This is a genomic window from Pseudomonas benzenivorans, assembly GCF_033547155.1.
Taxonomy (GTDB): domain Bacteria; phylum Pseudomonadota; class Gammaproteobacteria; order Pseudomonadales; family Pseudomonadaceae; genus Aquipseudomonas; species Aquipseudomonas benzenivorans_B.
The window spans coordinates 2817103-2840046 of the sequence record NZ_CP137892.1; the positions used below are offsets into that span (position 1 = coordinate 2817103).

The 22944-nt window shown below is 66.5% G+C and carries 21 protein-coding genes and 1 tRNA gene; 8 read left to right on the top strand and 14 right to left on the bottom strand.

What is annotated here, in order from left to right:
- Positions 1 to 52 precede the first annotated feature (52 nt).
- From SBP02_RS12900 to fadB, 3 genes are all read right to left on the bottom strand, one after another.
- Entirely contained in the window at positions 53 to 289 is a 237-nt protein-coding gene (locus tag SBP02_RS12900) for a DUF1653 domain-containing protein (RefSeq protein ID WP_318642177.1), read from the bottom strand.
- 92 nt (positions 290 to 381) lie between these two features.
- On the bottom strand, positions 382 to 1557 hold the full coding sequence (gene fadA / locus SBP02_RS12905; protein ID WP_318642178.1) for an acetyl-CoA C-acyltransferase FadA: 1176 nt from the start codon (positions 1555 to 1557) through the stop codon (positions 382 to 384).
- Positions 1558 to 1587: 30 nt separating this feature from the next.
- Positions 1588 to 3735, bottom strand: coding sequence for a fatty acid oxidation complex subunit alpha FadB (gene fadB, locus SBP02_RS12910; RefSeq protein WP_318642179.1), 2148 nt, complete (start codon positions 3733 to 3735; stop codon positions 1588 to 1590).
- Between the two features lie 480 nt (positions 3736 to 4215).
- Here fadB and SBP02_RS12915 point away from each other — a divergent pair, with 480 nt between their 5' ends.
- Entirely contained in the window at positions 4216 to 5034 is an 819-nt protein-coding gene (locus SBP02_RS12915; RefSeq protein WP_318642180.1) for a hypothetical protein, read from the top strand.
- A gap of 81 nt (positions 5035 to 5115) precedes the next feature.
- On the opposite strand, the gene SBP02_RS12920 is transcribed toward SBP02_RS12915, so the two are convergent.
- On the bottom strand, positions 5116 to 5553 hold the full coding sequence (locus SBP02_RS12920) for a hypothetical protein (RefSeq protein ID WP_318642181.1): 438 nt from the start codon (positions 5551 to 5553) through the stop codon (positions 5116 to 5118).
- 88 nt (positions 5554 to 5641) lie between these two features.
- On the opposite strand from SBP02_RS12920, the gene SBP02_RS12925 reads away from it, so the two are divergent.
- Positions 5642 to 6082: a universal stress protein gene (locus SBP02_RS12925; protein ID WP_318642182.1), complete on the top strand. Its 441-nt coding sequence runs from the start codon at positions 5642 to 5644 to the stop codon at positions 6080 to 6082.
- Positions 6083 to 6127: 45 nt separating this feature from the next.
- Here the strand turns inward: SBP02_RS12925 and SBP02_RS12930 are convergent, their stop codons facing one another.
- Both SBP02_RS12930 and SBP02_RS12935 read right to left on the bottom strand, forming a co-directional pair.
- A complete protein-coding gene (locus SBP02_RS12930) occupies positions 6128 to 6814 on the bottom strand; it encodes a DUF6901 family protein (RefSeq protein ID WP_318642183.1) in 687 nt (228 codons plus the stop codon).
- Between the two features lie 63 nt (positions 6815 to 6877).
- Complete coding sequence (locus SBP02_RS12935) at positions 6878 to 8797, bottom strand: ATP-binding cassette domain-containing protein (RefSeq protein ID WP_318642184.1); 1920 nt, start codon at positions 8795 to 8797, stop codon at positions 6878 to 6880.
- 300 nt (positions 8798 to 9097) lie between these two features.
- Between SBP02_RS12935 and SBP02_RS12940 the strand changes: the two genes are divergently transcribed.
- Positions 9098 to 11026: a transglycosylase SLT domain-containing protein gene (locus tag SBP02_RS12940; protein ID WP_318642185.1), complete on the top strand. Its 1929-nt coding sequence runs from the start codon at positions 9098 to 9100 to the stop codon at positions 11024 to 11026.
- Positions 11027 to 11042: 16 nt separating this feature from the next.
- Here the strand turns inward: SBP02_RS12940 and SBP02_RS12945 are convergent, their stop codons facing one another.
- Positions 11043 to 11849 carry an MOSC domain-containing protein gene (locus tag SBP02_RS12945; RefSeq protein WP_318642186.1) on the bottom strand — a complete coding sequence of 269 codons (807 nt, stop codon included), beginning with the start codon at positions 11847 to 11849 and terminating at the stop codon, positions 11043 to 11045.
- 82 nt (positions 11850 to 11931) lie between these two features.
- On the opposite strand from SBP02_RS12945, the gene SBP02_RS12950 reads away from it, so the two are divergent.
- Positions 11932 to 12330: a DUF1499 domain-containing protein gene (locus tag SBP02_RS12950; RefSeq protein WP_318642187.1), complete on the top strand. Its 399-nt coding sequence runs from the start codon at positions 11932 to 11934 to the stop codon at positions 12328 to 12330.
- Here the strand turns inward: SBP02_RS12950 and SBP02_RS12955 are convergent.
- From SBP02_RS12955 to SBP02_RS12970, 4 genes are all read right to left on the bottom strand, one after another.
- On the bottom strand, positions 12327 to 13262 hold the full coding sequence (locus tag SBP02_RS12955) for a chemotaxis protein CheV (RefSeq protein WP_318642188.1): 936 nt from the start codon (positions 13260 to 13262) through the stop codon (positions 12327 to 12329). The two genes, SBP02_RS12950 and SBP02_RS12955, sit on opposite strands and share 4 nt — an antisense overlap.
- Positions 13263 to 13494: 232 nt before the next feature.
- Positions 13495 to 15054: an FGGY-family carbohydrate kinase gene (locus tag SBP02_RS12960; RefSeq protein WP_318642189.1), complete on the bottom strand. Its 1560-nt coding sequence runs from the start codon at positions 15052 to 15054 to the stop codon at positions 13495 to 13497.
- Positions 15055 to 15070: 16 nt separating this feature from the next.
- Entirely contained in the window at positions 15071 to 16672 is a 1602-nt protein-coding gene (locus tag SBP02_RS12965; RefSeq protein WP_318642190.1) for a glycerol-3-phosphate dehydrogenase/oxidase, read from the bottom strand.
- A 2-nt stretch (positions 16673 to 16674) separates the two neighbouring features.
- Positions 16675 to 18270, bottom strand: a complete 1596-nt coding sequence (locus SBP02_RS12970; protein WP_318642191.1) for an FAD-binding oxidoreductase — start codon at positions 18268 to 18270, stop codon at positions 16675 to 16677.
- A 123-nt stretch (positions 18271 to 18393) separates the two neighbouring features.
- Here SBP02_RS12970 and gliR point away from each other — a divergent pair, with 123 nt between their 5' ends.
- A complete protein-coding gene (gliR, locus tag SBP02_RS12975; protein WP_318642193.1) occupies positions 18394 to 19431 on the top strand; it encodes an AraC family transcriptional regulator GliR in 1038 nt (345 codons plus the stop codon).
- Between the two features lie 31 nt (positions 19432 to 19462).
- Here the strand turns inward: gliR and SBP02_RS12980 are convergent, their stop codons facing one another.
- Together SBP02_RS12980 and moaB are read right to left on the bottom strand one after the other, a co-directional pair.
- Positions 19463 to 20677, bottom strand: coding sequence for a molybdopterin molybdotransferase MoeA (locus tag SBP02_RS12980; protein ID WP_318642195.1), 1215 nt, complete (start codon positions 20675 to 20677; stop codon positions 19463 to 19465).
- On the bottom strand, positions 20674 to 21213 hold the full coding sequence (gene moaB / locus SBP02_RS12985; protein ID WP_318642197.1) for a molybdenum cofactor biosynthesis protein B: 540 nt from the start codon (positions 21211 to 21213) through the stop codon (positions 20674 to 20676). The genes SBP02_RS12980 and moaB overlap by 4 nt, the downstream gene beginning before the upstream one ends.
- Positions 21214 to 21281: 68 nt before the next feature.
- On the opposite strand from moaB, the gene mobA reads away from it, so the two are divergent.
- The 3 genes from mobA to SBP02_RS13000 all read left to right on the top strand — a co-directional run bounded on the left by mobA (position 21282) and on the right by SBP02_RS13000 (position 22373).
- Positions 21282 to 21854, top strand: a complete 573-nt coding sequence (mobA, locus tag SBP02_RS12990; RefSeq protein ID WP_318642199.1) for a molybdenum cofactor guanylyltransferase MobA — start codon at positions 21282 to 21284, stop codon at positions 21852 to 21854.
- Between the two features lie 76 nt (positions 21855 to 21930).
- The gene (locus SBP02_RS12995; protein ID WP_318642201.1) at positions 21931 to 22152 is read left to right on the top strand and encodes a YgdI/YgdR family lipoprotein; all 222 of its coding nucleotides are present in this window, start codon (positions 21931 to 21933) and stop codon (positions 22150 to 22152) included.
- A 144-nt stretch (positions 22153 to 22296) separates the two neighbouring features.
- Positions 22297 to 22373: transfer RNA gene (locus SBP02_RS13000), tRNA-Pro, on the top strand.
- A gap of 97 nt (positions 22374 to 22470) precedes the next feature.
- On the opposite strand, the gene SBP02_RS13005 is transcribed toward SBP02_RS13000, so the two are convergent.
- The gene (locus SBP02_RS13005) at positions 22471 to 22713 is read right to left on the bottom strand and encodes a glutaredoxin family protein (protein ID WP_318642203.1); all 243 of its coding nucleotides are present in this window, start codon (positions 22711 to 22713) and stop codon (positions 22471 to 22473) included.
- Positions 22714 to 22944 lie beyond the last annotated feature (231 nt).

The window sequence follows — 22944 nt, forward strand, 5'->3', positions numbered from 1 at the left end:
TATATAGTGGCGCTAAAGTCGAGGTCAAGCGCGGCCATGCCCCGATGTCGGCTCAGGGGCCGCTGAAAACCGGTGTCTCCGCCCGAATCAGGGCAAAGCGCGGCACACGCTGGCCATCGACCTCGACCTCCTCGCAGAACATCGAAAGCGGCCGCACCCACAAGCCGAAATCGCCGTATAGAGCCTGGTAGACCACCATCTGCTGCTCGGTCTCGGAATGACGAGCCACTCCGAACACCCGGTATTCAGGCCCCTTGTAATGACGATAAAGACCCGCCTGTAGCTGCATCGCAGAATTCCTTGAAAAAACTTAGTGCCGACAAACAAAAACCGGGGCACTGGGCCCCGGTCTTGTGTCCACCAACGCTTAGACGGGGTCGCCTAGACGCGTTCGAAGACGGTGGTGATGCCCTGGCCGAGGCCCACGCACATGGTGGACACGCCGAAGGTACCACCGTTCTGCTTCATCACGTTCAGCAGGGTACCGGAGATACGGGCGCCGGAACAACCGAAGGGGTGGCCCAGTGCAATGGCACCGCCATGCAGGTTGACCTTCTCCTCCATCTTGTCGAGCAGCTTGAGGTCCTTCAGCACCGGCAGGGCCTGGGCGGCGAAGGCTTCGTTGAGCTCGACGAAATCGATGTCGGCCATGCTCAGGCCGGCACGCTTGAGGGCCTTCTGGGTGGACGGCACCGGGCCGTAACCCATGATCGCCGGGTCGACACCGGCCACGGCCATGGCACGCACCACGGCCATCGGCTGAATGCCCAGGTCCTGGGCACGCTGGGCACTCATGACGATCATGCAGGAGGCGCCGTCGGTGATCTGCGAGGAAGTACCCGCCGTCACGGTGCCGCCTTTCGGATTGAACGCCGGCTTGAGGGCGGCCAGGCTTTCCAGGGTGGTCTCCGGACGAATGGTTTCGTCGTAGTCGAAGACCTTCAGGAAGCCGTTCTCGTCGTAGCCCTGCATCGGGATGATCTCGTCCTTGAACTTGCCCTCGACGGTGGCCTTGTGCGCCAGACGATGCGAACGCTCACCGAAGGCGTCCTGCTGCTCACGGTTGATGCCGTGCATCTTGCCCAGCATCTCGGCGGTGAGGCCCATCATGCCCGAGGCCTTGGCGGCATACAGCGACAGGTGCGGGTTCGGATCGACGCCGTGCATCATGCCGACGTGGCCCATGTGCTCCACGCCACCGACCACGAAGACGTCGCCGTTGCCGGTCTGGATTGCCTGCACGGCGGTGTGCAGGGCGCTCATGGAGGAACCGCACAGGCGGCTGACGGTCTGGCCGGCGCTGGTGTGGGGGATTTGGGTCATCAGCGACGCCATGCGCGCGATGTTCCAGCCCTGTTCCAGGGTCTGGTTGACGCAGCCCCAGATCACGTCTTCCACTTCGGCCGGATCGACCTTGGTGTTGCGCGCCAGCACGCCGCTGATCAGGTTGGCCGACATGGTTTCGGCACGGGTGTTGCGGTGCATGCCGCCCTTGGAACGCCCCATGGGGGTACGGCCGAAGTCGACGATCACTGCATCTCTAGGATTCAGGCTCATAAATTCACTCTCGCTCTAGTCTGTCCGCGATTAACCGAAGAACTTCTGGCCGTTGGCGGCCATCTCGCGAAGCTTGGCGGTCGGGTGGTACAACGCGCCCAGATCGGCGTACTTGTCGGCCAGGGCGACGAACTCGGCCACACCGATGCTGTCGATGTAGCGCAGCGCACCCCCACGGAAGGGCGGGAAGCCGATGCCGTAGATCAGGCCCATATCGGCCTCTGCGGCGGTCTCGACGATGCCGTCTTCCAGGCAGCGAACAGTTTCCATGCACAGCGGGATCATCATGAAGTTGATGATGTCCTCGTCGCTCAGTTCACGCTGCTCGCGCACGATCGACTTGAGCAGTTCGTATGCCTGCGGATCGATGACCTTCTTCGGCTTGCCGCGCTTGTCGGTTTCGTAGGCATAGAAGCCCTTGCCGTTCTTCTGGCCCAGACGGTTGGCTTCGTACATCACGTCGACCGCGGTGCGACCTTCGACCGCCATGCGATCCGGGAAGCCTTCGGCCATCACGTCGCGGCCGTGGTGGCCGGTGTCGATGCCGACCACGTCGGACAGGTAGGCCGGGCCCATGGGCCAGCCGAACTTCTCCATGACCTTGTCGATGCGCACGAAGTCGACGCCCAGCTCGAGCAGCTTGGAGAAGCCGCCGAAGTACGGGAACAGCACGCGGTTGACCAAAAAGCCCGGGCAGTCGTTGACCACGACCGGGGTCTTGCCCATCTTCTTGGCGTAGGCCACGGTGGTGGCCACGGCCACTTCGCTGGACTTCTCACCACGGATGACTTCGACCAGCGGCATCATGTGCACCGGGTTGAAGAAGTGCATGCCGACGAAGTTTTCCGGACGTTTGAGGGCCTTGGCCAGCAAGCTGATGGAGATGGTCGAGGTGTTGGAGGCGAGAATCGCATTCTCACCGACGGCAGCTTCCACCTCGGCCAGCACGGCCTGCTTGACCTTGGGGTTCTCGACCACGGCTTCGACGACGATGTCGACGTTGCCGAAATCACCGTAGGACATGGTCGGGCGAATGGCGTTGAGCGCCTCGGCCATCTTCGCCGGGGTCAGGCGACCCTTCTCGACGCGCTTGCCGAGCAGCTTGGAGGCCTCGTTCAGGCCCATCTGGATACCCTCTTCGCGGATATCCTTCATCAGGATCGGCGTGCCTTTGACCGCCGACTGGTAGGCGATACCGCCGCCCATGATGCCGGCGCCGAGCACGGCAGCCAGATTCACGTCGCGGGCGATCTCGTCGTGGTGCTTGGCCTTCTTCTTCAGTTCCTGATCGTTGAGGAACAGGCCGATCAGGCTCTCGGCCACCGAGGTCTTGGCCAGCTTGACGAAGCCGGCGGCCTCGACTTCCAGGGCCTTGTCGCGGGTGAAGTTGGCGGCCTTCTGGATGGTCTTGATCGCCTCGACCGGCGCCGGGTAGTTCGGGCCGGCTTGCCCTGCGACGAAGCCCTTGGCGGTCTCGAAGCACATCATCTGCTCGATGGCGTTGAGCTTGAGCTTGTCCAGCTTAGGCTGACGCTTGGCCTTGTGGTCCAGCTCACCGGAGATGGCGCGCTTGACCAGATCCAGGGCTGCTGCCTGGAGCTTGTCGGCGGCGACCACGACATCGACGGCCCCTACTTTCAGGGCGTCGTCTGCGCGATTTTCCTTGCCGGCGGCGATCCACTCCACCGCATTGTCGGTACCGATCAGGCGCGGCAGGCGCACGGTGCCGCCGAAGCCCGGGTAGATGCCCAGCTTGACTTCCGGCAGGCCTACCTTGGCGCTGTCGGCCATGACGCGGTAATCCGCCGCCAGGCACATCTCGAAGCCGCCGCCCAGGGCGATGCCGTTGATGACCGCGACGGTCGGCACGCCGAGGTCTTCGAAGTCGCTGAAGATCTTGTTGGCTTCCAGGTTGCCGGCCACCAGTTCCTCGTCAGGCAACTTGAAGTTGTCGACGAATTCGGTGATATCGGCGCCGACGATGAACACGTCCTTGCCACTGCTGACAATCACGCCCTTGATCGAGTCATCGGCCTTGATCGCATCAACCGCCTGACGCAGTTCGTTCAGGGTTAGACGGTTGAACTTGTTGACGGATTCACCCTTGAGGTCGAATTTCAGTTCGACGATGCCACTCTCAAGAGCCTTAACCGTGATGGCTTTACCTTCGTAAATCATCAACTGATCTCCACGGTATGGAAGCTGAACAGTACACATCGGAGCCAACCAGTGAGCTTGTCCCACGGCACTGCCGTCGAGAATAGCCCCAAGCAGCCTGGCACACCCGCCGACGCGATATTCGGACTGTAAAGGCGCTGCCGATTCAGGCAAACGCTCAATTCATACGCCCGTTTGATTTGGGTGTGCACACCTTCGGGGAAAAGCCTCGGCTTGTCAATTGGCCGAGCGTACTCCGCCCTCCCCGATGACTCCCATCGCCCCCAGAAAGCCCTGGGCGCCCGGGCATACGGCGGCAAACGCGCGAGCAACGGCATCGATTGCGCGGCATTCGACGGCTCTCTGCGGCGCAGACTGTGAACCAGCGCATGCCTAGCAAAAAGATTTTCCTCCGGGTACAGTCGTACCAGTCCGCTCGCGCATGGCGCAGGCGGAACAACAAAAACAACAAATACCCCCAGAGGGGCACACGGAGTTCCCATGTCGAGCCGACTGCTTGCCATTTCCCTGAGCACCCTGCTCGCCACCGGCCTCGCGCTGTTCAGCGCCGCCAGCCAGGCCGCCGACGCCGCCAGCAACCTGCTCCACCTGCACCAGCTGCGCCTGGTCGCGCAGAAAACCCTGGGCGACTTCTACATGTACAACGGCATGGAAGGTGATCAACGCTATGCGCGCATGATCGAGCAGTCACTGGGCCAGGCCAACGAACACTTGCAGGCTCTGACGGACATGCCGGGCGAAGGCTCGAAAGTCCTGCTCACCCAGCTCGCGCAGCAATGGCAGGACTACCAGAGCGAACTCAACCGACTGATCAAGGCATTGAGGCAGCGGGGTTACACCGACCTGCAGCCAGTGGCCGACCTGAGCGCCAGCAACCAACAGTTGTTGGCCCTGAGTAACGAGCTGTACAACAAGATCCAGCAGGAAAGCGGCCACAGGACGGCCGCCCTGACCCAACAGAGCCGTGAGCAGAGCCTGCTGATGCAGGCCATCGCCGTGGACTACGCCTCCCGTAGCGCCTCGGTGGGGGCGACATTCATTGGCGGCGGCGAAGTCCGCCCCATCGAAGAGATGGTCAGCCAGTTCGCCGAGCGCCTGGCGAGCCTGGAACAGGCCACGCAGAACAGCGCTCAGCTCAAGCAGACCCTCGACTCTGTCGCCACCAAGTGGCGTTATATCGAAAAATCGCTGATGAACTACAACGAGAACAGCGTGCCTTTCCTCGTCAACAAGTACTCGGACAGCATCATCGAAGGACTGGAGCGTGTATCCGCCCAGTATGCGGCCAAGCAGCCATAACTCGGCGTGCCGCCCACGACCTTTCCGGCCTGCCTGGCCACCCCTGCGGCCCGCCCCTTGCGTCGGGCCGCTCTTTGTTCCCTAGGCGCGCGCCCGCAGGAAGTCGTAGACGCTCTGCAGCGCATCGCCCTGCCCCCGCTCGCCCCAACACAGGGCCACCATCTGCGGCGTGGCTTCGACCTTGAACACATCGGCCGGCAACCGCGCCAACTGCTCGGCCAGGGACGCCTCGGCGCAGGGCTCACGCCACTGGTTCAGCCATCTGCCGGGTTCGACCTGCCAATAGCACCAGCTGTCCACCTGGCCGCGACGCCGCCCCAGGTGATACTGGGCACAAGCGCTCGGCGGCTTTGTCTCCAGCCAGTACGGCCACTCCTGACGCGACAACTGCATCGCCAGGCCCATGCGCCGGGCCTGCAGACGCACGTCCATCTGCCCACGCTGGGCCCGCGACGGGATCAGCCAGGCCAGCGGACTGAGCACGCAAGCCAGGAGCAACAACACTATCCACAGGGTCATAAGTACCATCTCGCAGGCAAAAGCCTGTCGTCAGCCTTCAATGCAGTCATAATTACTCTCATCGCTTGCCCATCCGAGGAGTTACCCCATGCCCTATGAGCACATCCTGGTTGCCGTCGACCTGACCGAGGAATGCGACCCGGTCATGCAGCGTGCGCAGAAACTGGCCGCCAGCAGCCATGCCAAGCTGTCCGTGGTGCACGTCGTCGAACCCATGGCCATGGCCTTTGGCGGTGATGTGCCGATGGACCTGTCGATGCTGCAGCAGCAGCAGTTCGATCAGGCCCGCGAACGCCTGGACAGCTTCGCCGGGAAATACCCGAAACTCAGCGCCGACCAGCGCCACCTGGCTTACGGCCAGCCGCGCCAGGAAATTCACCGCCTGGCCGAGGAGCAGGGCTGCGACCTGATCATGGTCGGCAGCCACGGCCGCCATGGCCTGGCCCTCCTGCTGGGCTCCACCGCCAACGACGTGCTGCACGGCGCCCCGTGCGACGTGCTGGCCGTACGCCTGAACAAGCCCGAGTAAACCGCCGCTTGGCGAATGGCGCACCCGGCGCCATTCGCCAGCCTGTCACTCGAAACTGTCGCCGGCGCTCATCACCAGCGGGCGGATCTTCTGCAACTGGGTCTCCAGGGACACCGTCATGCTCGATGCCATCGAGAAGAAGGTCAAAAACGCCTTCAGGTTCGAGTCGCCCTCGCAGGTGTCGTGGATGCGTTGCCAGAACGCCTGATTGACCAGCTGCAACTGCTGGAACATGCGCACCAGCCCCTTCAGCTCCCAATCGGCATGGCGCCCCTCGCGATGGTTGAAATACTGGCGCGCCAGATACAAGGAGAAGGTCCGCAGGATGAATTCCTGATTGCTGGCGAACGGCAGGTGGTTCTGCGCCATCGGCCGCAGCTTGCCCAGCACCGGACAGGCGCTGGTCGCCATGATGACCCCGAGCAGCGCCCGCAAGCCCTCCTCCAGCCCGACCTGCTTGGTGTACTCACGCTCCGGCGTGCGCACCCAGACCAGGGCTTTCTTGAAGGCCGGCAAGCCCTGAAAATCCTCGATCACGCGATGCAGGTCGACAGCCGCCGGGCAATGGCTGAAGGTGTCGCGGCTCAAGGGGCAATTGCTGCACTGCTGATGCTCCAGGCGGGTCCACTTCGGCGCGACCTGGGCCAGCGCCGGGTCATAGGCGCGCTCCAGCTCGATGTGGTAGGTGAACTGATGTTCGTCGTCGAGAGTGAACCGGTACTCGATGGCCATGCCTTGCTCCGCCAGACTTCCAAGTGTCCTGTTTGAGGGTTTTCGAACGAGTTGTCGACGGTTTTAGCCTTCGAGTTCGGCCCAACGCTCCAAAAGCTGATCCAGTTCATCCTGCAGCGCCTGCAGCCGCGCCAGGGCCGCGGCAGTTTCCTCAGCCGGCTGCTGGTAGAACGCAGGGTCGCCGACCTGCTCCTGCAAGGCGGCGATCTGCGCCTCCAGCCCATCGATCTGCCCGGGGATCGCCTCCAGCTCGCGCTGCAGCTTGTAACTCAGCTTCTTCTTCCCGGGAGCCGCGGCAGGTTCGGAAGCGGCCGGCGCCGGCGTCGGCGCGACCACCGCGGAAGCCAGTTCGGCCTTGCCCCCCTTGCTCTCGCCGACACCCAGCAGGCGCGCCGAACCGCCCTGGCGCAGCCAGTCCTGGTAACCGCCGACATACTCGCGCACCCGTCCCTCGCCCTCGAACACCAGGGTGCTGGTGACCACATTGTCGAGAAAGGCGCGGTCGTGGCTGACCATCAGTACCGTGCCGGGGAAGGTCAGCAGCACCTCCTCCAGCAACTCCAGGGTTTCCACGTCCAGGTCGTTGGTCGGCTCGTCCAGCACCAGCAGGTTGGCCGGCTTGCTGAACAGCTTGGCCAGCAACAGACGGGCCCGCTCGCCGCCGGACAGGGCCTTGACCGGCGTGCGGGCGCGCTGCGGGCTGAACAGGAAGTCGCCCAGGTAGCTCAGCACATGGCGATTCTGCCCGTCGATGCTGATGAAGTCGCGACCTTCGGCGACGTTGTCGATCACCGTCTTCTCCGGCTCGAGCTGATGGCGTAGCTGGTCGAAGTAGGCCACCTCCAGCTTGGTGCCGACCTCGATCCTGCCTTCGGTGGGCTGCAGATCGCCGAGCAACAGCTTGAGCAGGGTGGTCTTGCCGGTGCCGTTGGCGCCGAGCAGGCCGATACGGTCGGAGCGCTGCAGGACCATGGAGAAATCATCGACCAGCTTCGGCCCGCCCGGGTGGGCGAAGCCCACATGCTCGACCACCATCACCTGCTTGCCGGACTTCTCCGCGGCCTCCAGCTGGATACTCGCCTTGCCCTGACGCTCGCGGCGCTCGCTGCGCTCGGCGCGCATGGCCTTGAGCGCACGCACGCGGCCCTCGTTGCGGGTACGCCGGGCCTTGATGCCCTGACGAATCCACACCTCTTCCTGGGCCAGGCGCTTGTCGAACAGGGCATTGGCGGTCTCTTCGGCCGCCAGTTGCTGCTCCTTGTGCACCAGAAAGCTGGCGTAGTCGCCGTTCCAGTCGATCAGACCGCCACGGTCCAGTTCGAGGATGCGCGTGGCCAGGTTCTGCAGGAAGGCCCGGTCGTGGGTGATGAACAGTACCGCACCGCCGAAGCCCAGCAGCGCCTCTTCCAGCCAGGCGATGGCCCCGATGTCGAGATGGTTGGTCGGCTCGTCCAGCAGCAACAGGTCCGGCTCGGAAACCAGTGCCTGGGCCAGCAGCACGCGCCGGCGCCAGCCCCCGGACAGTTCGGCCAGGGTCTTGTCGGCCGGCAGCTGCAGGCGGCTCAGGGTGCTTTCGACCAGTTGCTGCAGGCGCCAGCCGTCGCGCGCCTCGAGCTCCTGCTGGACGTGCATCAGCTTGTCCAGATCGGCATCGCTGTGGATGTTCTGGCTCAGGTGATGGTATTCGGCGAGCAGGGCGCCGACTCCCTCCAGACCCTCGGCGACCACATCGAACACCGTGCGCTCATCGGCACGCGGCAGTTCCTGGGGCAACTCGCCGATCTTAAGTCCCGGCGCCCGCCAGATCTCGCCATCGTCGGCCTGCCGATCGCCCTTGACCAGGCGCAACAGGCTGGACTTGCCGGTGCCGTTGCGGCCGATGATGCACACCCGCTCGCCCCGGGCGATCTGCCAGGACACCCGGTCCAGCAGCGGCATGGCGCCGTAGGCCAGGGAAACATCGGTGAACTTGAGCAGGGTCATGGCACGCCTCGAATACGACAGGCACTGAACCGGCGGACAAGGTCTGGGAACATGCGCCGATTGCGCCGAGACTCCCGACTTTCCGTCCGTGATCAGCACAGAAACTGATTAGTCGAAGCCCAAGGGCCGCGACAAAAACTGGGCGCGCATTCTAACCGAGATGGGCCTGAGGTTTGCGGCCAATTTCATGCGCGCTCCAGCCGGTGCCGCGCTTTCGTCGCCCCCGGGCAAAAGGCTAAGCTAGGTGAATTCCGCGCCGGCCATGCCGGCGCCCACTCATCTGCCAAGCCTGGAAGTGTCATGCGCGGTCGCCTGTTCCCCCTGCTGTCCTGCCTCTGCCTCTTTGCCGCCACGCTCGCCTCGGCCCAGGCCGCCAGCCTGGAGCAACAGCGCCAATACTACGACGAGGCCAAGCGGGCCCTGGCCAAGGGCAACAGCGAGCCCTATCGGCGCTATGCCAGTGCCTTGCGCGATTACCCCCTGGAACCTTATCTAGCCTACGACGAACTGACCGCCCGTCTGAAATCGGCCAGCAATGAGGAGATAGAGAAATTCCTCGCCGAGCACGGCGACCTGCCCCAGGCCGGCTGGATGAAGCTGCGCTGGCTGCGCTGGCTGGCCGAGCGCGGCGAGTGGCAGCGCTTCGTCAACCACTACGACCCGGCACTGAACTTCACCGAGCTGGACTGCCTGTACGGCCAGTACCAGCTCGGCCACGGCCTGACCGCCGAGGGCTATGCCACCGCGGAGAAGCTCTGGTTGGTCGGCAAATCCCAGCCGGAGGCCTGCGACAGACTGTTCGAGCGCTGGACAGCCGCCGGCCAGCTCACCGAGCAGAAGCGCTGGCAGAGAGCCAAGCTGGCCGCCGAAGCGCGCAACTATGGCCTGGCCCAATACCTGATCAAGAGCCTGCCGACCCTGGGCAAACAGGGTCAGTTGCTGGTCGAGGTGGCACAGAAGCCGCTGCTGCTCGCCCAGACCGCGCGCTTCGCGCCGGCCGACGCCGCCATGGCCGACGTGGTCGGCCTGGGCCTGCGCCGCCTGGCCCGCCAGGATCCGGAGAAGGCCCTCAGCCTGCTCGACGGCTATGCCCAGCGCATGAGGTTCTCCAGCGAGGAAAAGGTGGCGATCGCCCGCGAAATCGGCCTGACCCTGGCCAAGCGCTTCGATGCCCGCGCCCTGGCGGTGATGGCCAAGTACGACCCCGAGCTGCGTGACAACACCGTCAGCGAGTGGCGTGCGCGCCTGCTGCTGCGCCTAGGGCGCTGGGACGAGGCCTACCGGTTGACCCGACAGATGTCCGCCGACTTGGCGCAGACCAGCCGCTGGCGCTACTGGCAGGCACGCAGCCTGCAGCTGGCCCAACCCAACGGCAACGGCCACCAGCCCCTCTACCAGGGCTTGGCCAAGGAGCGCGACTTCTACGGTTTCATGGCCGCCGACCAGGTCAAGGCCCCCTACCAGCTGAACAACAAGCCCCTGGCGCTGGACCGCAACACGCTGCAGAAGGTGCGCAACGCCGCCGGCATCCGCCGCGCCCTGGAGTTCCATGCCCGCGGCCAGATCGTCGACGGGCGCCGCGAGTGGTACCACGTCAGCCGCTTGTTCAGCCGCGAAGAGCTGGTCGCCCAGGCCCGCCTGGCCTATGACCAGGGCTGGTACTTCCCGGCCATCCGCACCATCAGCCAGGCGCAGTACTGGGACGACCTCGACGTGCGCTTCCCCATGGCCCATCGCACGGAGCTGACCCGCGAGGCGAAGAAACGCGGCCTCCACTCCAGCTGGGTGTTCGCCATCACCCGCCAGGAGAGCGCCTTCATGGCCGACGCCCGCTCGCCCGTCGGCGCCATGGGCCTGATGCAACTGATGCCTGCCACGGCCAAGGAAACCGCGCGGCGCTTCGGCATCCCCCTGTCATCGCCGCAACTGGCCTACCGGCCGGAGGTCAACATCCAGCTGGGCGCCGCCTACCTGAGCCAGATCTACGGCCAGTTCAACGGCAACCGGGTGCTCGCCTCCGCCGCCTACAACGCCGGCCCCGGCCGCGTACGCCAGTGGCTGCGCGGCGCCGATCACCTGGCCTACGACGTGTGGATCGAGAACATCCCGTTCGACGAAACCCGCCAATACGTGCAGAACGTGCTGTCCTACGCGGTGATCTACGGGCAGAAGCTCAACGCCCCGCAGCCGCTGATCGGCTGGCACGAGCGCTACTTCGACGACCAGTGACCGGCCGCGGCGCCGGCTACTCGAGGACCTCGACCGGCATGCCCAGGGCCAGCTCGCCGCTGCCGCAGGCGATCAGGTTCTGACCGAAATACACCTCGCCCTCGCGCTGGCGATAGCCGCGCAGGGTCGTCAGCGGCTCGCGGTCGGCACTGCGTTCGCCGGTCTGCGGGTCGAGGGTGGTCATGATGCAGCGGGAACAGCCCTTGGCCACGCGAAACTCCAGGGTGCCGACGCGAATGCGCTTCCAGTCGTCTTCGGCATAGGGCGCTGCCCCCTCGACCACCAGGTTGGGGCGAAAGCGCAGCATCTCCAGAGGCCGGCCGACCCGGCGGGACAGGTCGTCCAGCGAACCCTGGCCGATCAGCAGCAAGGGAAAGCCGTCGGCGAAGGCCACCTTGTCGCCGACCTCGGCATAGGCGGTGTCGACCTGCCGCGCGCGGGCCTCGGAGACCTGCACCAGACGGCAGTCACGCCCGAGCACCTGGCTCAGCCAGCGGGCCGCCGCCTCGCCGGCATCCGGCACCCGCAGGCTGTCGCGCCAGATGGTCACCCCGCGCAGTTCGGCCTGCTCACCCGGCACCGCGACCAGCAGGTCGGCCATGCCCGGGGCACTCAGGCGCAGTTGCTCGGCGCCTTGCCAGCGCGCCTGCAGCTGGGTCATCTGCGGCAGCAGGCGCTGCGTCAGGAAGCGTCCACTGGCCGCATCCACTACCATCCAACGACGATCCCCGGCGACTCCCAGGGCGTCCAGTTGCGCCTCGCGCAGCGGCTCGGCCATGGCCGATTTCAGCGGATAACGATACAACCCAGAGAGACGCAACATGAGCCAGCTTTCCCTTCGGCAAAAGGTTCTTATACGAGTATGCCGTCCTGCCCACAAGCCTGGCCTGGCGCTCGCGCTGGCTATGCTGGGCGCCTGCGGCGGCCACCCACCCGACCACCTGGGGGTGCAGGACGGCCAGTTGGCGCCCTGCCCGGACTCGCCCAACTGCGTCAGCAGCCAGGCCAAGGACGCCGAACATCGGGTTGCACCGCTGGCGCTGCCAGGAAGCCCGCAACAGACCAAGGCACGGCTGATCGCCCTGCTCGATCAAGAGCCACGGGCCAGGCTGGTGGCACAGGAAGATCGCTACCTGCGTGCGGAGTTCAGCAGCCGCTGGCTGCGCTTCGTCGACGACGTGGAGTTTCTCATCGGCGAGCAGGCGGTCGAGGTGCGCTCGGCCTCACGCCTGGGCTACTCGGATTTCGGCGTCAACCGCCGGCGCATCGAACGGTTGCGCCGGCACCTGGCCGAGCCCCCTTAGACAGCGGGCTCGTCGCGCAGCAGGCGCTGGCGAATCACCTCGACCAGCTTGTCCGGCTGGAACTTGGACAGGAAACCATCGCAACCGACCTTCTTCACCATGGCCTCGTTGAAGCTGCCCGACAACGAGGTGTGCAGCACCACATAGAGGTCTTTCAGGCGCGGGTCCTGGCGAATCTCGGTGGTCAGGCGGTAGCCGTCCATCTCCGGCATTTCCGCATCGGTGAAGACCATCAGCAGTTTGTCGCTCAGCACTTCCCCCGCATCGGCCCATTGCTTGAGCAGGCGCAAGCCCTTGAGGCCGTCGGTGGCCACATGCATCTTCATGCCCAGCTGCGACAGGGTATCGCGCAGCTGGGACAGGGCCACGCTGGAGTCGTCCACCAGCAGCACCTCGCGGCCGCGGGCCCGGGCCAGCAATGGATCGCTCAGGCGCTCGCTGGAGATCCGGGTGTTGTAAGGCACGATCTCGGCCAGCACCTTCTCCACGTCGATGATTTCCACCAGCTGATCCTCGATCTTGGTGATCGCGGTCAGATAATGCTGACGCCCCGCCCCGCCGGGGGGCGGCAATATCGACTCCCAATTGAGGTTGAGGATGCGCTCGACCCCCCCCACCAGGAAGGCCTGTACCGAGCGGTTGTACTCGGTGACGATGATGGTGCTGCGTTCGTCCGGCACCAGCGGGCGCATGCCGATGGCCTGGGACAGATCGATCACCGGCAAGGTCTGGCCACGCAGGTTGACCACCCCGCAAACGCAACGATGGCGCTGCGGTATCAGGGTCAACCTGGGCATCTGCAGGACTTCCTGCACCTTGAACACGTTGATCGCGAACAGTTGCCGGCCGGCCAGGCGGAACATCAGGATTTCCAGACGGTTCTCGCCCACCAACTGGGTGCGTTGATCGACCGAGTCGAGAATGCCGGCCATTGCGTACTCCTATGGGTTGTCGAGCCTAGCTACGGCTGAGCTATCGGCTGTACGCGGCAAAACTGAAGCGGCCTTGCCGGATGGCATGATGCCCGAGCCATCGCGGCGAAACCAGAGTGCCCGGCAGACCAACCCAGCAGCCACCGAAGGAGCATCAGCGCCAATACATGCCCCCTGGGCGCCGCAGTCGCTGGATCGACGCACGCCATGACCGCCCGCCTAGCCCCGGCGCCTAGGCCGGGTAGCCGGTGATGGCCCGAATACGCCGGTACAGCGGCTTGAGCTGCCGATACATGCGCAGATAGACCTCGCGGTACAGGGCGCGATAGGTCTGCTGCGCCTGCGGGCTGGGCTGGAAGACGCGGCCGACCCGGGTCATGGCGGCGATCGCCGTGGGAAAGTCCGGATACAGCCCCAGCCCCACCGCGCAGTCGATGGCCGCGCCCAGCCCGGAGGTCTCGTAGGTGTGCGGTCGCTCGGCCGGCAGGCCAAAGATGTCGGCGGTCAGCTGCATGGCCGCATCGCTCTGGGAGCCGCCGCCGGACACGCGCAGGCGGGTGATCCTGGTGCCCGAACGCTTCTCGATACGCTCCTTGCCCTGGCGCAGGGCATAGGCCAGGCCCTCGAGAATGGCGCGGTACAGGTGCGCCCGGGTGTGCACGTCGCCGAAGCCGATGATCGAGCCCTTGGCCTCCAGCCCCGGCTCGCGAATCCCCGGCGACCAGTAGGGTTGCAGCATCAGCCCCATGGCGCCGGGCGGCACCGAGTTGACCAGCTCGTCGAACAGCGTCTCGGGGGCGACCCCGAGTTCGTCGGCCCGCTGCGTCTCGTGCAGGCCGAACTCCTGCTTGAACCAGCTGACCATCCAGAATCCGCGGAAGATCATCACCTCGGTGTTGAAATGCCCGGGTATCGCCGCCGGATAAGGCGGGATCAGCCGGGTGGTCTCCAGATAGCGGCTGCGGGTGGTGTTGATGGTCGCCGTGGTGCCGTAGGACAGGCTGGCGACGTGCGGCTCCACGCACCCGGCGCCGAGCACCTCGCAGGCCTTGTCGGCACCGGCGGCGATCAGCGGCAAGCCTTCGGGAATGCCGGTGTGCCGGCTGGCCTCGGCCGAGATGTGCCCGAGCAGCTCCCCCGGCCGATACAGCTCGGGCAGCTGCTCGCGGCGCACCGCCAGCGCCTGCCACTTCCAGTCGCCGGGCGCCGCCCACTGCAGGCGCTTGTAGTCGAACGGCAAATAGGCCACGCAACTGGTCAGCGAATCGACGAAGCGGCCGCACAGGCGGTGGGTGAGAAAGCCCGAGAGCAGCAACACCTTGTGGGTCTGCCGGTGCACCTCCGGCTGCTGCTGGGCCACCCAGTTGACCTCGGCCTGGGCGCGAAAATGCGCCACCGCCTCACCGGCACCGACCAGCTTGAGCAGCCAGCCCCAGCGCCCCTTGATCGGCGCCACCACCTCGGCGCGGCGCTGATCGAGCCAGAGAATAGCCGGACGCAGCGGCTTACCGGTCGCATCGACATGGATCAGGCTGCCGCGCTGAGTGGTCAACGACACGCCTTTGATCAGGCGGCGATCGATGTCCAGCTGCCGCCACAGCCGCTGACAGGCCTCGGCGACACTGGCCCAGTAGTAGTCCGGGTCCTGCTCGGCCCAGCCGGGCTGCTGGGAATAGTAGGCCTCGAGCTCCACCTTGCCCTTGCCGACCAGGTTGCCCTGCAGGTCGAACAGCAGGGCGCGCACGCTCTGGGTGCCGTTGTCGATGGCCAGCAAATAGCTTGTCTCGCTCAAAGCGCAATCCTTCTTGTCATTCGTCCAGTCGATGGGGTGCGGTAGCGGCCGGCACGCCATAGCAGCGCCGCCAGAGCGCCAGGTAGTCCCGTTCCTCCTGCCCCCAGCGCGCATCGCTCCAGCCCAGGCGCGCCTGGCACAGCGCGCGGATGCGCGGCAACTGCGCCTGACCGCCGCCGGGCAGCAGCAGGCCGATCCGGGTGCGGCGCAGCAGCAGATCGTCCAGGTGCAGCACCAGTTCATGCTGCGCCGCCCAGGCCAGCTCGACCCAGAGCGTCTCGCTGCCGTCCACGACCTGGCCGCCGACCTCGGCCAGCAAGGTCAGCAGCCCCGGCAACTCGCGCCCATAGCGCCCGGCCAGGCGCTTCTGCCGCGCCGGGCTCAGCTGCGCCAGGGCCGGTTCGGGCCCTGGGCTGAAGGTCGGCGCGCCCAGGTCTGCCACCTCCCGCCCGACGAAACCGGCACAGGCCCGCAGCACCTCCAGGGCCAGCAGACGGAAGGTGGTCAGCTTGCCGCCGGCCAGGGTCACGCAACCGGGCTCGACCCACAGCGCATGCTCGCGGGTCTCGTCGGAAGGTCTGCGACCGGCCTCGCCGTCGCTCACCACCGGACGCACCCCGGCCCAGGTCGAGAGCAGGTCGCGAGCTTCGATCCGCGCCGCGGGAAACTGCTGGGCGCAGGCGGCCAGCAGGTAGTCGAGCTCCGCGCCGCTGATGCAGGCCTCCTGATCCAGCGGCTCGCGATGATCCAGGTCGGTGGTGCCGACCACGGTGGCGCCCTCCCAGGGGAAGACGAACACCGGCCGCCCATCCTCCCCGTGCATGAAGCTGAAGGCATGGGCCACCGGCAGCCGCCAGGCCGGCAGTAGCAGGTGGCTGCCGCGCAGCGGGCGGACCTGTGCGCCGCCGCCACAACGCAGGCGATCGGCCCAGGCCCCAGTGGCCTGAGCCACCGCGCGGCTGCGCAGGCGATAGCGGCGGCCGCTTTCCCGATCCTCGGCGAGCAGGCCGACCACCCGCCCGTCCTCGCGCAGCAACTCCACCACACGCACGCCGTTGAACGCCTCGGCGCCATCGCCGCGGGCCTCACCGAGCACACGCATGACCAGGCGGGCATCGTCGGTCACCGCATCGAAGAAGCGCGTGCCGCCGAGCAGCCCCTCCTCCTCGAGCCCGGGCGCCAGGTAGCGCAGCTGCTGCAACGGGTAATAGAGATGGTTGCGCCGGCCGGCCAGGGCGTCATACAGCGCCAGCAACCCGCCGAACACCTTCGGTCCTGGAAACCGTCCCCGGTAATGGGCCATCAGGAAGCTCAGCGGCTCCACCAGGCCCGGCGCCTCGGCCAGCAGGCGCTGACGCTCGCGCACCGAGTCGCGGGTCAGGCCGAGCTGGCCCTTGGCGATATAGCGCAAGCCGCCGTGGACCATCTTCGAGGAGCGGCTGGAGGTGCCCCAGGCGAAGTCGCGCTGTTCCAGCAGCAGGCATTTCCAGCCGCGCCGCGCCGCCTCGCGAAGGATGCCGGCACCGCAGATACCGCCGCCGACCACGATCAGGTCCCAGTCGCACCCCGCCAGCTCCGGCAACGCGCGCTCGCGCCAGGCGGCATTCCAGCCGTCCATGTTCACTCCTCGAGCAGCACGCCGGGCACCAGGCGGCGCTCCGGGTCGAAGTGCGCGGCCAGTGCCTGCAACGCCGCCATGCCCAGCTCGCCCTTCTCCGTCGCCAGGTAGGGCGCGTGGTCGCGGCCAACGCCATGCTGGTGGCTGATGGTGCCGCGATTCTCGGCGATGGTGCGGCTGGCCGCCTGCTTGAGCCGTTGCCAGCGGTCCAGGGCCTGCTCGTAACTGCCGCCGGGGCGGAACACATAGGTGGTGTAGATGCTCGACCCCTCGCCATAGACGTGGGACAGGTGGGTGAACACGTGCACCCGTTCGCCCTCGGCGGCCAGGCCCTGACGCAGGCTGGCCTCGATCTTGTTCAGCAGGCTGTCGACGTTGCTCCAGTCGGTGGCGGTCTCCAGGGTGTCCACCGCATAGCCGGCGGCCCACAGGCCATGGCGCAGGTAGGGAAAGCGAAAGCGATTTTCGGCCCATTTCTTGCCCAGCAGGGTACCGGTGAACACCCCGCCGAAGCCCTTGAGCAGGCGCCTGGCCTGTTTCAGCGAGGCGGCGTTCTGCGCCCGCGCGCCGGTGACGCCGAAGGTCAGCATGCACTTGCCCTCGCCCGCCCCGCGCAGCGCCAGGTACTTCTCCAGCCAGGCGATCTGCCGCGGATGGCCGGCCAGGGCCAGCTGGGTTTCGGTCTCGATGGCGTTGGACAGACGCAGCATGGACAGCGGCACCCGGGCCTGGACCAGGGTGCGGATAGCCTGCAGCGCCTGCGCCCAGCTGGGCATGAACACCGAATAGAAACGCTCCTGCTCGGCCAGGGGCGTGATACGCACCTTGACCTCGGAGATGATGCCGAAGCGCCCCTCGGAGCCCATCACCATCTCGCGCAGGTCCGGGCCGGCGGCCGAGGCCGGGAAGCTCGGCAGCTCCAGGGTACCGGCGAAGGTCTCCAGCGCGCCGCCGGCGAACAGCTGCTCGATACGCCCGTAGCGCAGCGACTGCTGGCCACTGGAGCGGCTGGCCACCCAGCCGCCGAGGGTCGACAGCTCCCAGGACTGCGGGAAGTGGCCGAGGGTATAGCCACGCGCGCGCAGCTGGCTTTCCACCTGGGGACCGTTGGCGCCGGGGCCGAAGGTGGCGATCAGGCTGTCCTCGTCGATCTCGATCAGCCGGCTCATGCGCGCCAGCGACAGGGTCAACACCGGCCGCGCGCCGGCCTGCGGGTTGATGTGCCCGGCCACCGAGGTGCCGCCGCCGTAGGGAATCAGCAGTACGTTCTGCTGCCGCGCCCAGGCCAGCAGCTCGCGGATCTGCTCGGCGCTTTCCGGGAAGGCGACGCCGTCGGGGAACTGGCCGAACTCGCCGGAGCGCATCGCCAGCCAGTCCGGCAGGCTCTGCCCGCGGGCGTGACGCAGGCGGGTCTCGGCGTCCAGGCTGACCAGCGGATGGGCGACCAGGCGCGAGTGCGGCACCTTGGCCAGCACCTGCTCCAAACTGGCATCGACGAGCACCTGACCCGGGCCGACCCGTTCGGCGAGAAACGCCTCGCCATGGGCCGGCAGCTGCACCTCGGTGGTTTCCTCGCCCCAGCCATTCCAACGTCGCATGCGCCTCTCCCCTGTTCCGATCATTATCGATGGCTGCCTATACTAGCCAGCCGCCGCCAGGGGTCACTGTCGAATCGGGACAGGCCCTGTCGCCAATCAAGACAGTCACCACCAGAACGCGCCATGGACAACCTCGGCTACACCTCGATCCCCGCCCTGCTCAAATACCTGCGTCACGCCGAACGGCTCGGCCTGGACATCGACGCGGCGCTAACAGCTGCCGGCATCGGCGCCGGAGACCTGCGCGACAACGCCAAACGCCTGCCGGGCGAAGCGCACGAGCGGCTGCTGGCGCACCTGCTGCAAGCCTCCGGCGACCCGCTGTTCGGCCTACGCTCGGCGCGCTTCGTACAACCCGGCTCCTGGAGCGTGCTCGGCTACATCGCCATGAACTGCGCCACCCTGGGCGAGGCCATGAGCCGCATCGTGCCCTACGAGAAGCTGGTGGGCGACATGGGCGTAAGCCGCATCGAGACCGCCGCCGATGATGTCCGCCTGATCTGGAGCTGCCGCCACCAGGGCGCGCAGATCCGCCGGCACATGGTGGAGAACGTGCTGGCCTCCTGGCTGCTGTACGCCCGCTGGATCGCCGAATCGGATCACGCACCGCGCGAGGTGTGGTTCGAGCATGCCCTGCCGAACGGCGTCGAGCAGGCCGAGTACGAGGCGGTATTCGCTTGTCCGGTGCACTTCGAACGCCCCTGCAACGCCCTCATCGTGCCGCAGGAATACCTCGGCGTGCCCCTACGCCAGGCCGACGCCAACCTGCTGCGCACCCTGGAAGAACACGCCCTGACCCTGATGGCCGGACTGGACGAGGACGAGCCACTGCCGCAGCGCGTGAAGAATGCCCTGCGCCTGCTGCTCAAGGATGGCCTGCCCCGCAAGGAGCGGGTGGCGGAGAAGTTCCACATGACGGTGCGCACCCTGCAGCGCCACCTGCAACAGGCCGGCACCAGCTACCAGCAGATCCTCGACCAACTGCGCCAGGAACTGGCCGAGCACTACCTGCTGCGCAGCGACCTGGCGATCCAGGACATCGCCTGCTACCTGGGCTTCACCGAGGCGCGCTCCTTCCACCGCAGCTTCAAGGGCTGGACCGGACAGACCCCCGGCGAATTCCGCGAGACCAGACGCCAGGCGGCTACGCCTCAGCCCTAGGCGGGGCCGCGCAACCCCGCAGCGCCCCGTGCTAGCCGAGTATTTCGCTCAGCGGGATAAAGCGCAGGCTATCGCCCTCGGCCAGGGTCGTGCCCTCCACTACCTCGGCGATGCCCTCGGCCCAGGCTGCGCTGCGCAGCACCCCGGAGCTCTGGTTCGGATAAGGCACCACCCGGCCGTTCTCCAGACGCGCGCGCAGGTATTCGCGCCGCTTGCCCGGCTTGCTCCAGCTGAAACCCGCCGGCATGGCAAAGCCCAGCGGCGCGACCCGTTGCACGCCCAGACGGCGCAACAGATAGGGGCGCGCCAACAGGCCGAAGGTGACCAGGGTGGAGGCCGGGTTGCCCGGCAGGCCGAGCACCGGCACGCCGCGGTAGCGCCCGAAGGTCAGCGGCTTGCCCGGCTTGATCGCCAGCTTCCATAGGCTCAGCTCGCCCTCCTCGCGCAGGACCAGGCCGAGGAAATCCGCCTCGCCCACCGACACCCCGCCGGTGGACAAAATCAGGTCGACATCGCTCAAGGCCCCGAGGGCGGCGCGGGTCTGCCCGAGGTCGTCGGCGAGGATGCCGCCGTCCACCACCGCGCAGCCCAGGCGCTGCAGCCAGGCGATCAGCAGGCGACGGTTACTGTTATAGATCTGCCCGGGGCCCAGCGACCGACCCGGCTCGACCAGCTCGTCACCGGTGGACAGCACGGCGACCCGCGGCCGCCGCCGCACCGCCAGCTCGGCCACCCCGAGCGAGGCGGCCAGGCCCAGCTCGATCGGCCCCAGGCGGGTGCCGGCCGCCAGCACCTGGTCGCCGGTACGGGTTTCCTGACCCTGGGGGCGGACGTTCTGTCCGGGCTTCAGGGGCTCGCAGAAACGTACTCTGCCGTCCCCTTCGAGCTCGACGTTTTCCTGCATCTCCACGGTATCGGCGCCGGCCGGCAGCGGCGCGCCGGTGAAGATGCGCGCGCAGCTGCCCTGCTGCAGCGGCCCCGGCGCACTGCCGGCGAGGATGCGCTGGCTGACCGGCAGCGGCTCGCCCTGCCAGTCGGCCAGGCGCAGGGCGTAGCCGTCCATGGCGCTGTTGGCCCAGGGCGGCAGGTCGAGGCCGGCGACCAACGGCTCGGCCAGCACCCGGCCATCGGCGTCGGCCAGGGCGACTCGCTCGGTCTCGCCGATCGGCGCCGCCTCGGCCAGACGCATCAGGCGCGCCAGGGCCTCTTCGACCGGCAACAGGCCGGGCTGCTCGCCGCCGCTCATCCGCGGCTCTCGCAGGCCTCGGCCTGCTTCAGGTGGGGGACGAAGTTGCAGGGCCGGTGGCGCGCATCCAGCTGCTCGGCGAGAATGCCGTCCCAGGCGGTGCGACAGGCGTTGGTCGAACCCGGCAGGCAGCACACCAGGGTGCCGTTGGCGAGGCCGGCCAGGGCGCGGGACTGCACGGTGGAAGTGCCGATATCGGCCACCGATATCTGCCGGAACAGCTCGCCGAAACCGTCCACCTGCTTGTCCAGCAGGCAGCCGACCGCCTCCGGCGTGCTGTCGCGCCCGGTGAAGCCGGTGCCGCCGGTGACCAGTACCACCTGCACCTGGTCGTCGGCGATCCAGGTGGCGACCTGGGCGCGAATCTTGTAAAGATCGTCCTTCAGCAGCTGGCGGGCGGCCAGCCTATGCCCTGCCTCCTGCAGACGGTCGACGAAGAGTTGCCCGGAGGTGTCGGTGTCCAGATTGCGGGTGTCACTGACGGTCAGCACGGCGATATTCAGCGGCACGAACACCGCCTCGGCCTTATGGTTCATGGCAGGCTTCCAGTTATCGGGGATAATGCCCGGAGTTATATCACAGGCCCGCTCCAGGAGGCTCCGCCATGCCCGCCGTCACCGTTTCGCCGCCCTGCTCCGTGCTGCTGCTGGCTGGTGGCCGCGGACAACGCATGGGCGGGCGCGACAAGGGCCTGCTCGACTGGCACGGGCGCCCGCTGATCGCCTGGCTGCACGATCTGGTGCGGCCCCTGACCGACGATCTAATCATCTCGTGCAACCGCAATGCCGAGCGCTACGCGCCCTTCGCCGACCGGCTGGTGCAGGACGACGACCGGGACTTCCAGGGACCGCTGGCCGGCATTCGCGCCGGGCTGCAAGTGGCCCGTCATCCCCAGCTCCTGGTGCTGCCGTGCGACGCCCCCTGCCTGGACCGTGCCCTGCTCGAGGCACTGTTAGATAAAGCCAGTACGCATCCGGTCATGGTCCGTCAGGACGGTTACTGGGAACCCCTGTTCTGCCTGCTCCCCACCGCCCTCGGCGCCTCCCTGGAACAGGCCTGGCGCGCCGGCGAACGCAGCCCGCAGCGTTGGCTGCGCGAGCTGGCGCCACTGGCCGTCGACTGCCCTCCCGGCGACCCGCGGCTGGCCAACCTGAATACCCCCGCACTGCTCGGCTAACACAGCGGTTACGGAACCAGTGCGGCAAATCTCCGTCTGAGGGTGGGTAGACTTCATCCATGTAAGGAGACACGCCATGACGCGACGGACCATCCCGGCAATACTGCTAACCCTGAGCCTGGTGACGCTGGCCGGTTGCGCCTCGCCGTCCGTGATTACCCTGAACGATGGCCGTGAGTTGCAGACTCTGGACCAGCCTCGCTACGACGAGGCCTCCGGCTTCTACGAATTCGAACAACTCGACGGCACCCGCGCCAAGGTGAACAAGGATCAGGTGCAGACCATCCACGAACTCTGAGTGGCGCCCCCCGGCGGCACGCCCCGTGCGAACCGCCCGGGGGGCTACGACAGCGAAGCCGTCGGTCATTTCGCCAGGCCGTGCGAAAAAAATCAGCCTAACCCCTTGTGCAACAAAACTTTTTCAGTACAATTTCGACTTATTCGGAGTGTAGCGCAGCTTGGTAGCGCGTCTCGTTCGGGACGAGAAGGTCGCAGGTTCGAATCCTGTCTCTCCGACCAAATCCCAGTTTCACGATTGCTTGCTGCAGTCGTTGAGACACAAAAAAGCCCGCCTAGCGCGGGCTTTTTTGTGTCTACGCCTCCCGAGCGACACAGCTCAACTGCAGCGCAGAAACGCCACGACCTGCTCGCCATCGAATGGCCAGTCCAGTTCGGCACCGGTGTCGCAGCGGCGCAGCACCGGAATGCGCAGGCCGTACTGCTCGACCCAATCCTCCTGATCGGCGATATCCACCAGTTCGACCAGCAAGCCGTGCTCGACGAACGGGATCAACAAGGCTTCGGCCACTTCGCATAGGTGACAGCCGAGGGTGCCGAACAGTTGGCATTCAGGGAGCATTCGCGCGCCTCCGCAAACAACGAGGAGAGCAGTCTAGCATCCTCAGGCCACCTCGCCCGCAGGCCGGCCTCCCAGGTCAACGAGCAAGCGGCACGGCTCGATAGAGCACGCCAGACCTGCATCAGCAGTGCCATATAGATCGCCGACGGCAGCAGAAACTGGGCCATTACCCACCGACCGCCCCCAATAATCACCAGCACTCCCGGGTAAAGGAAACGGGGACTACCAAAG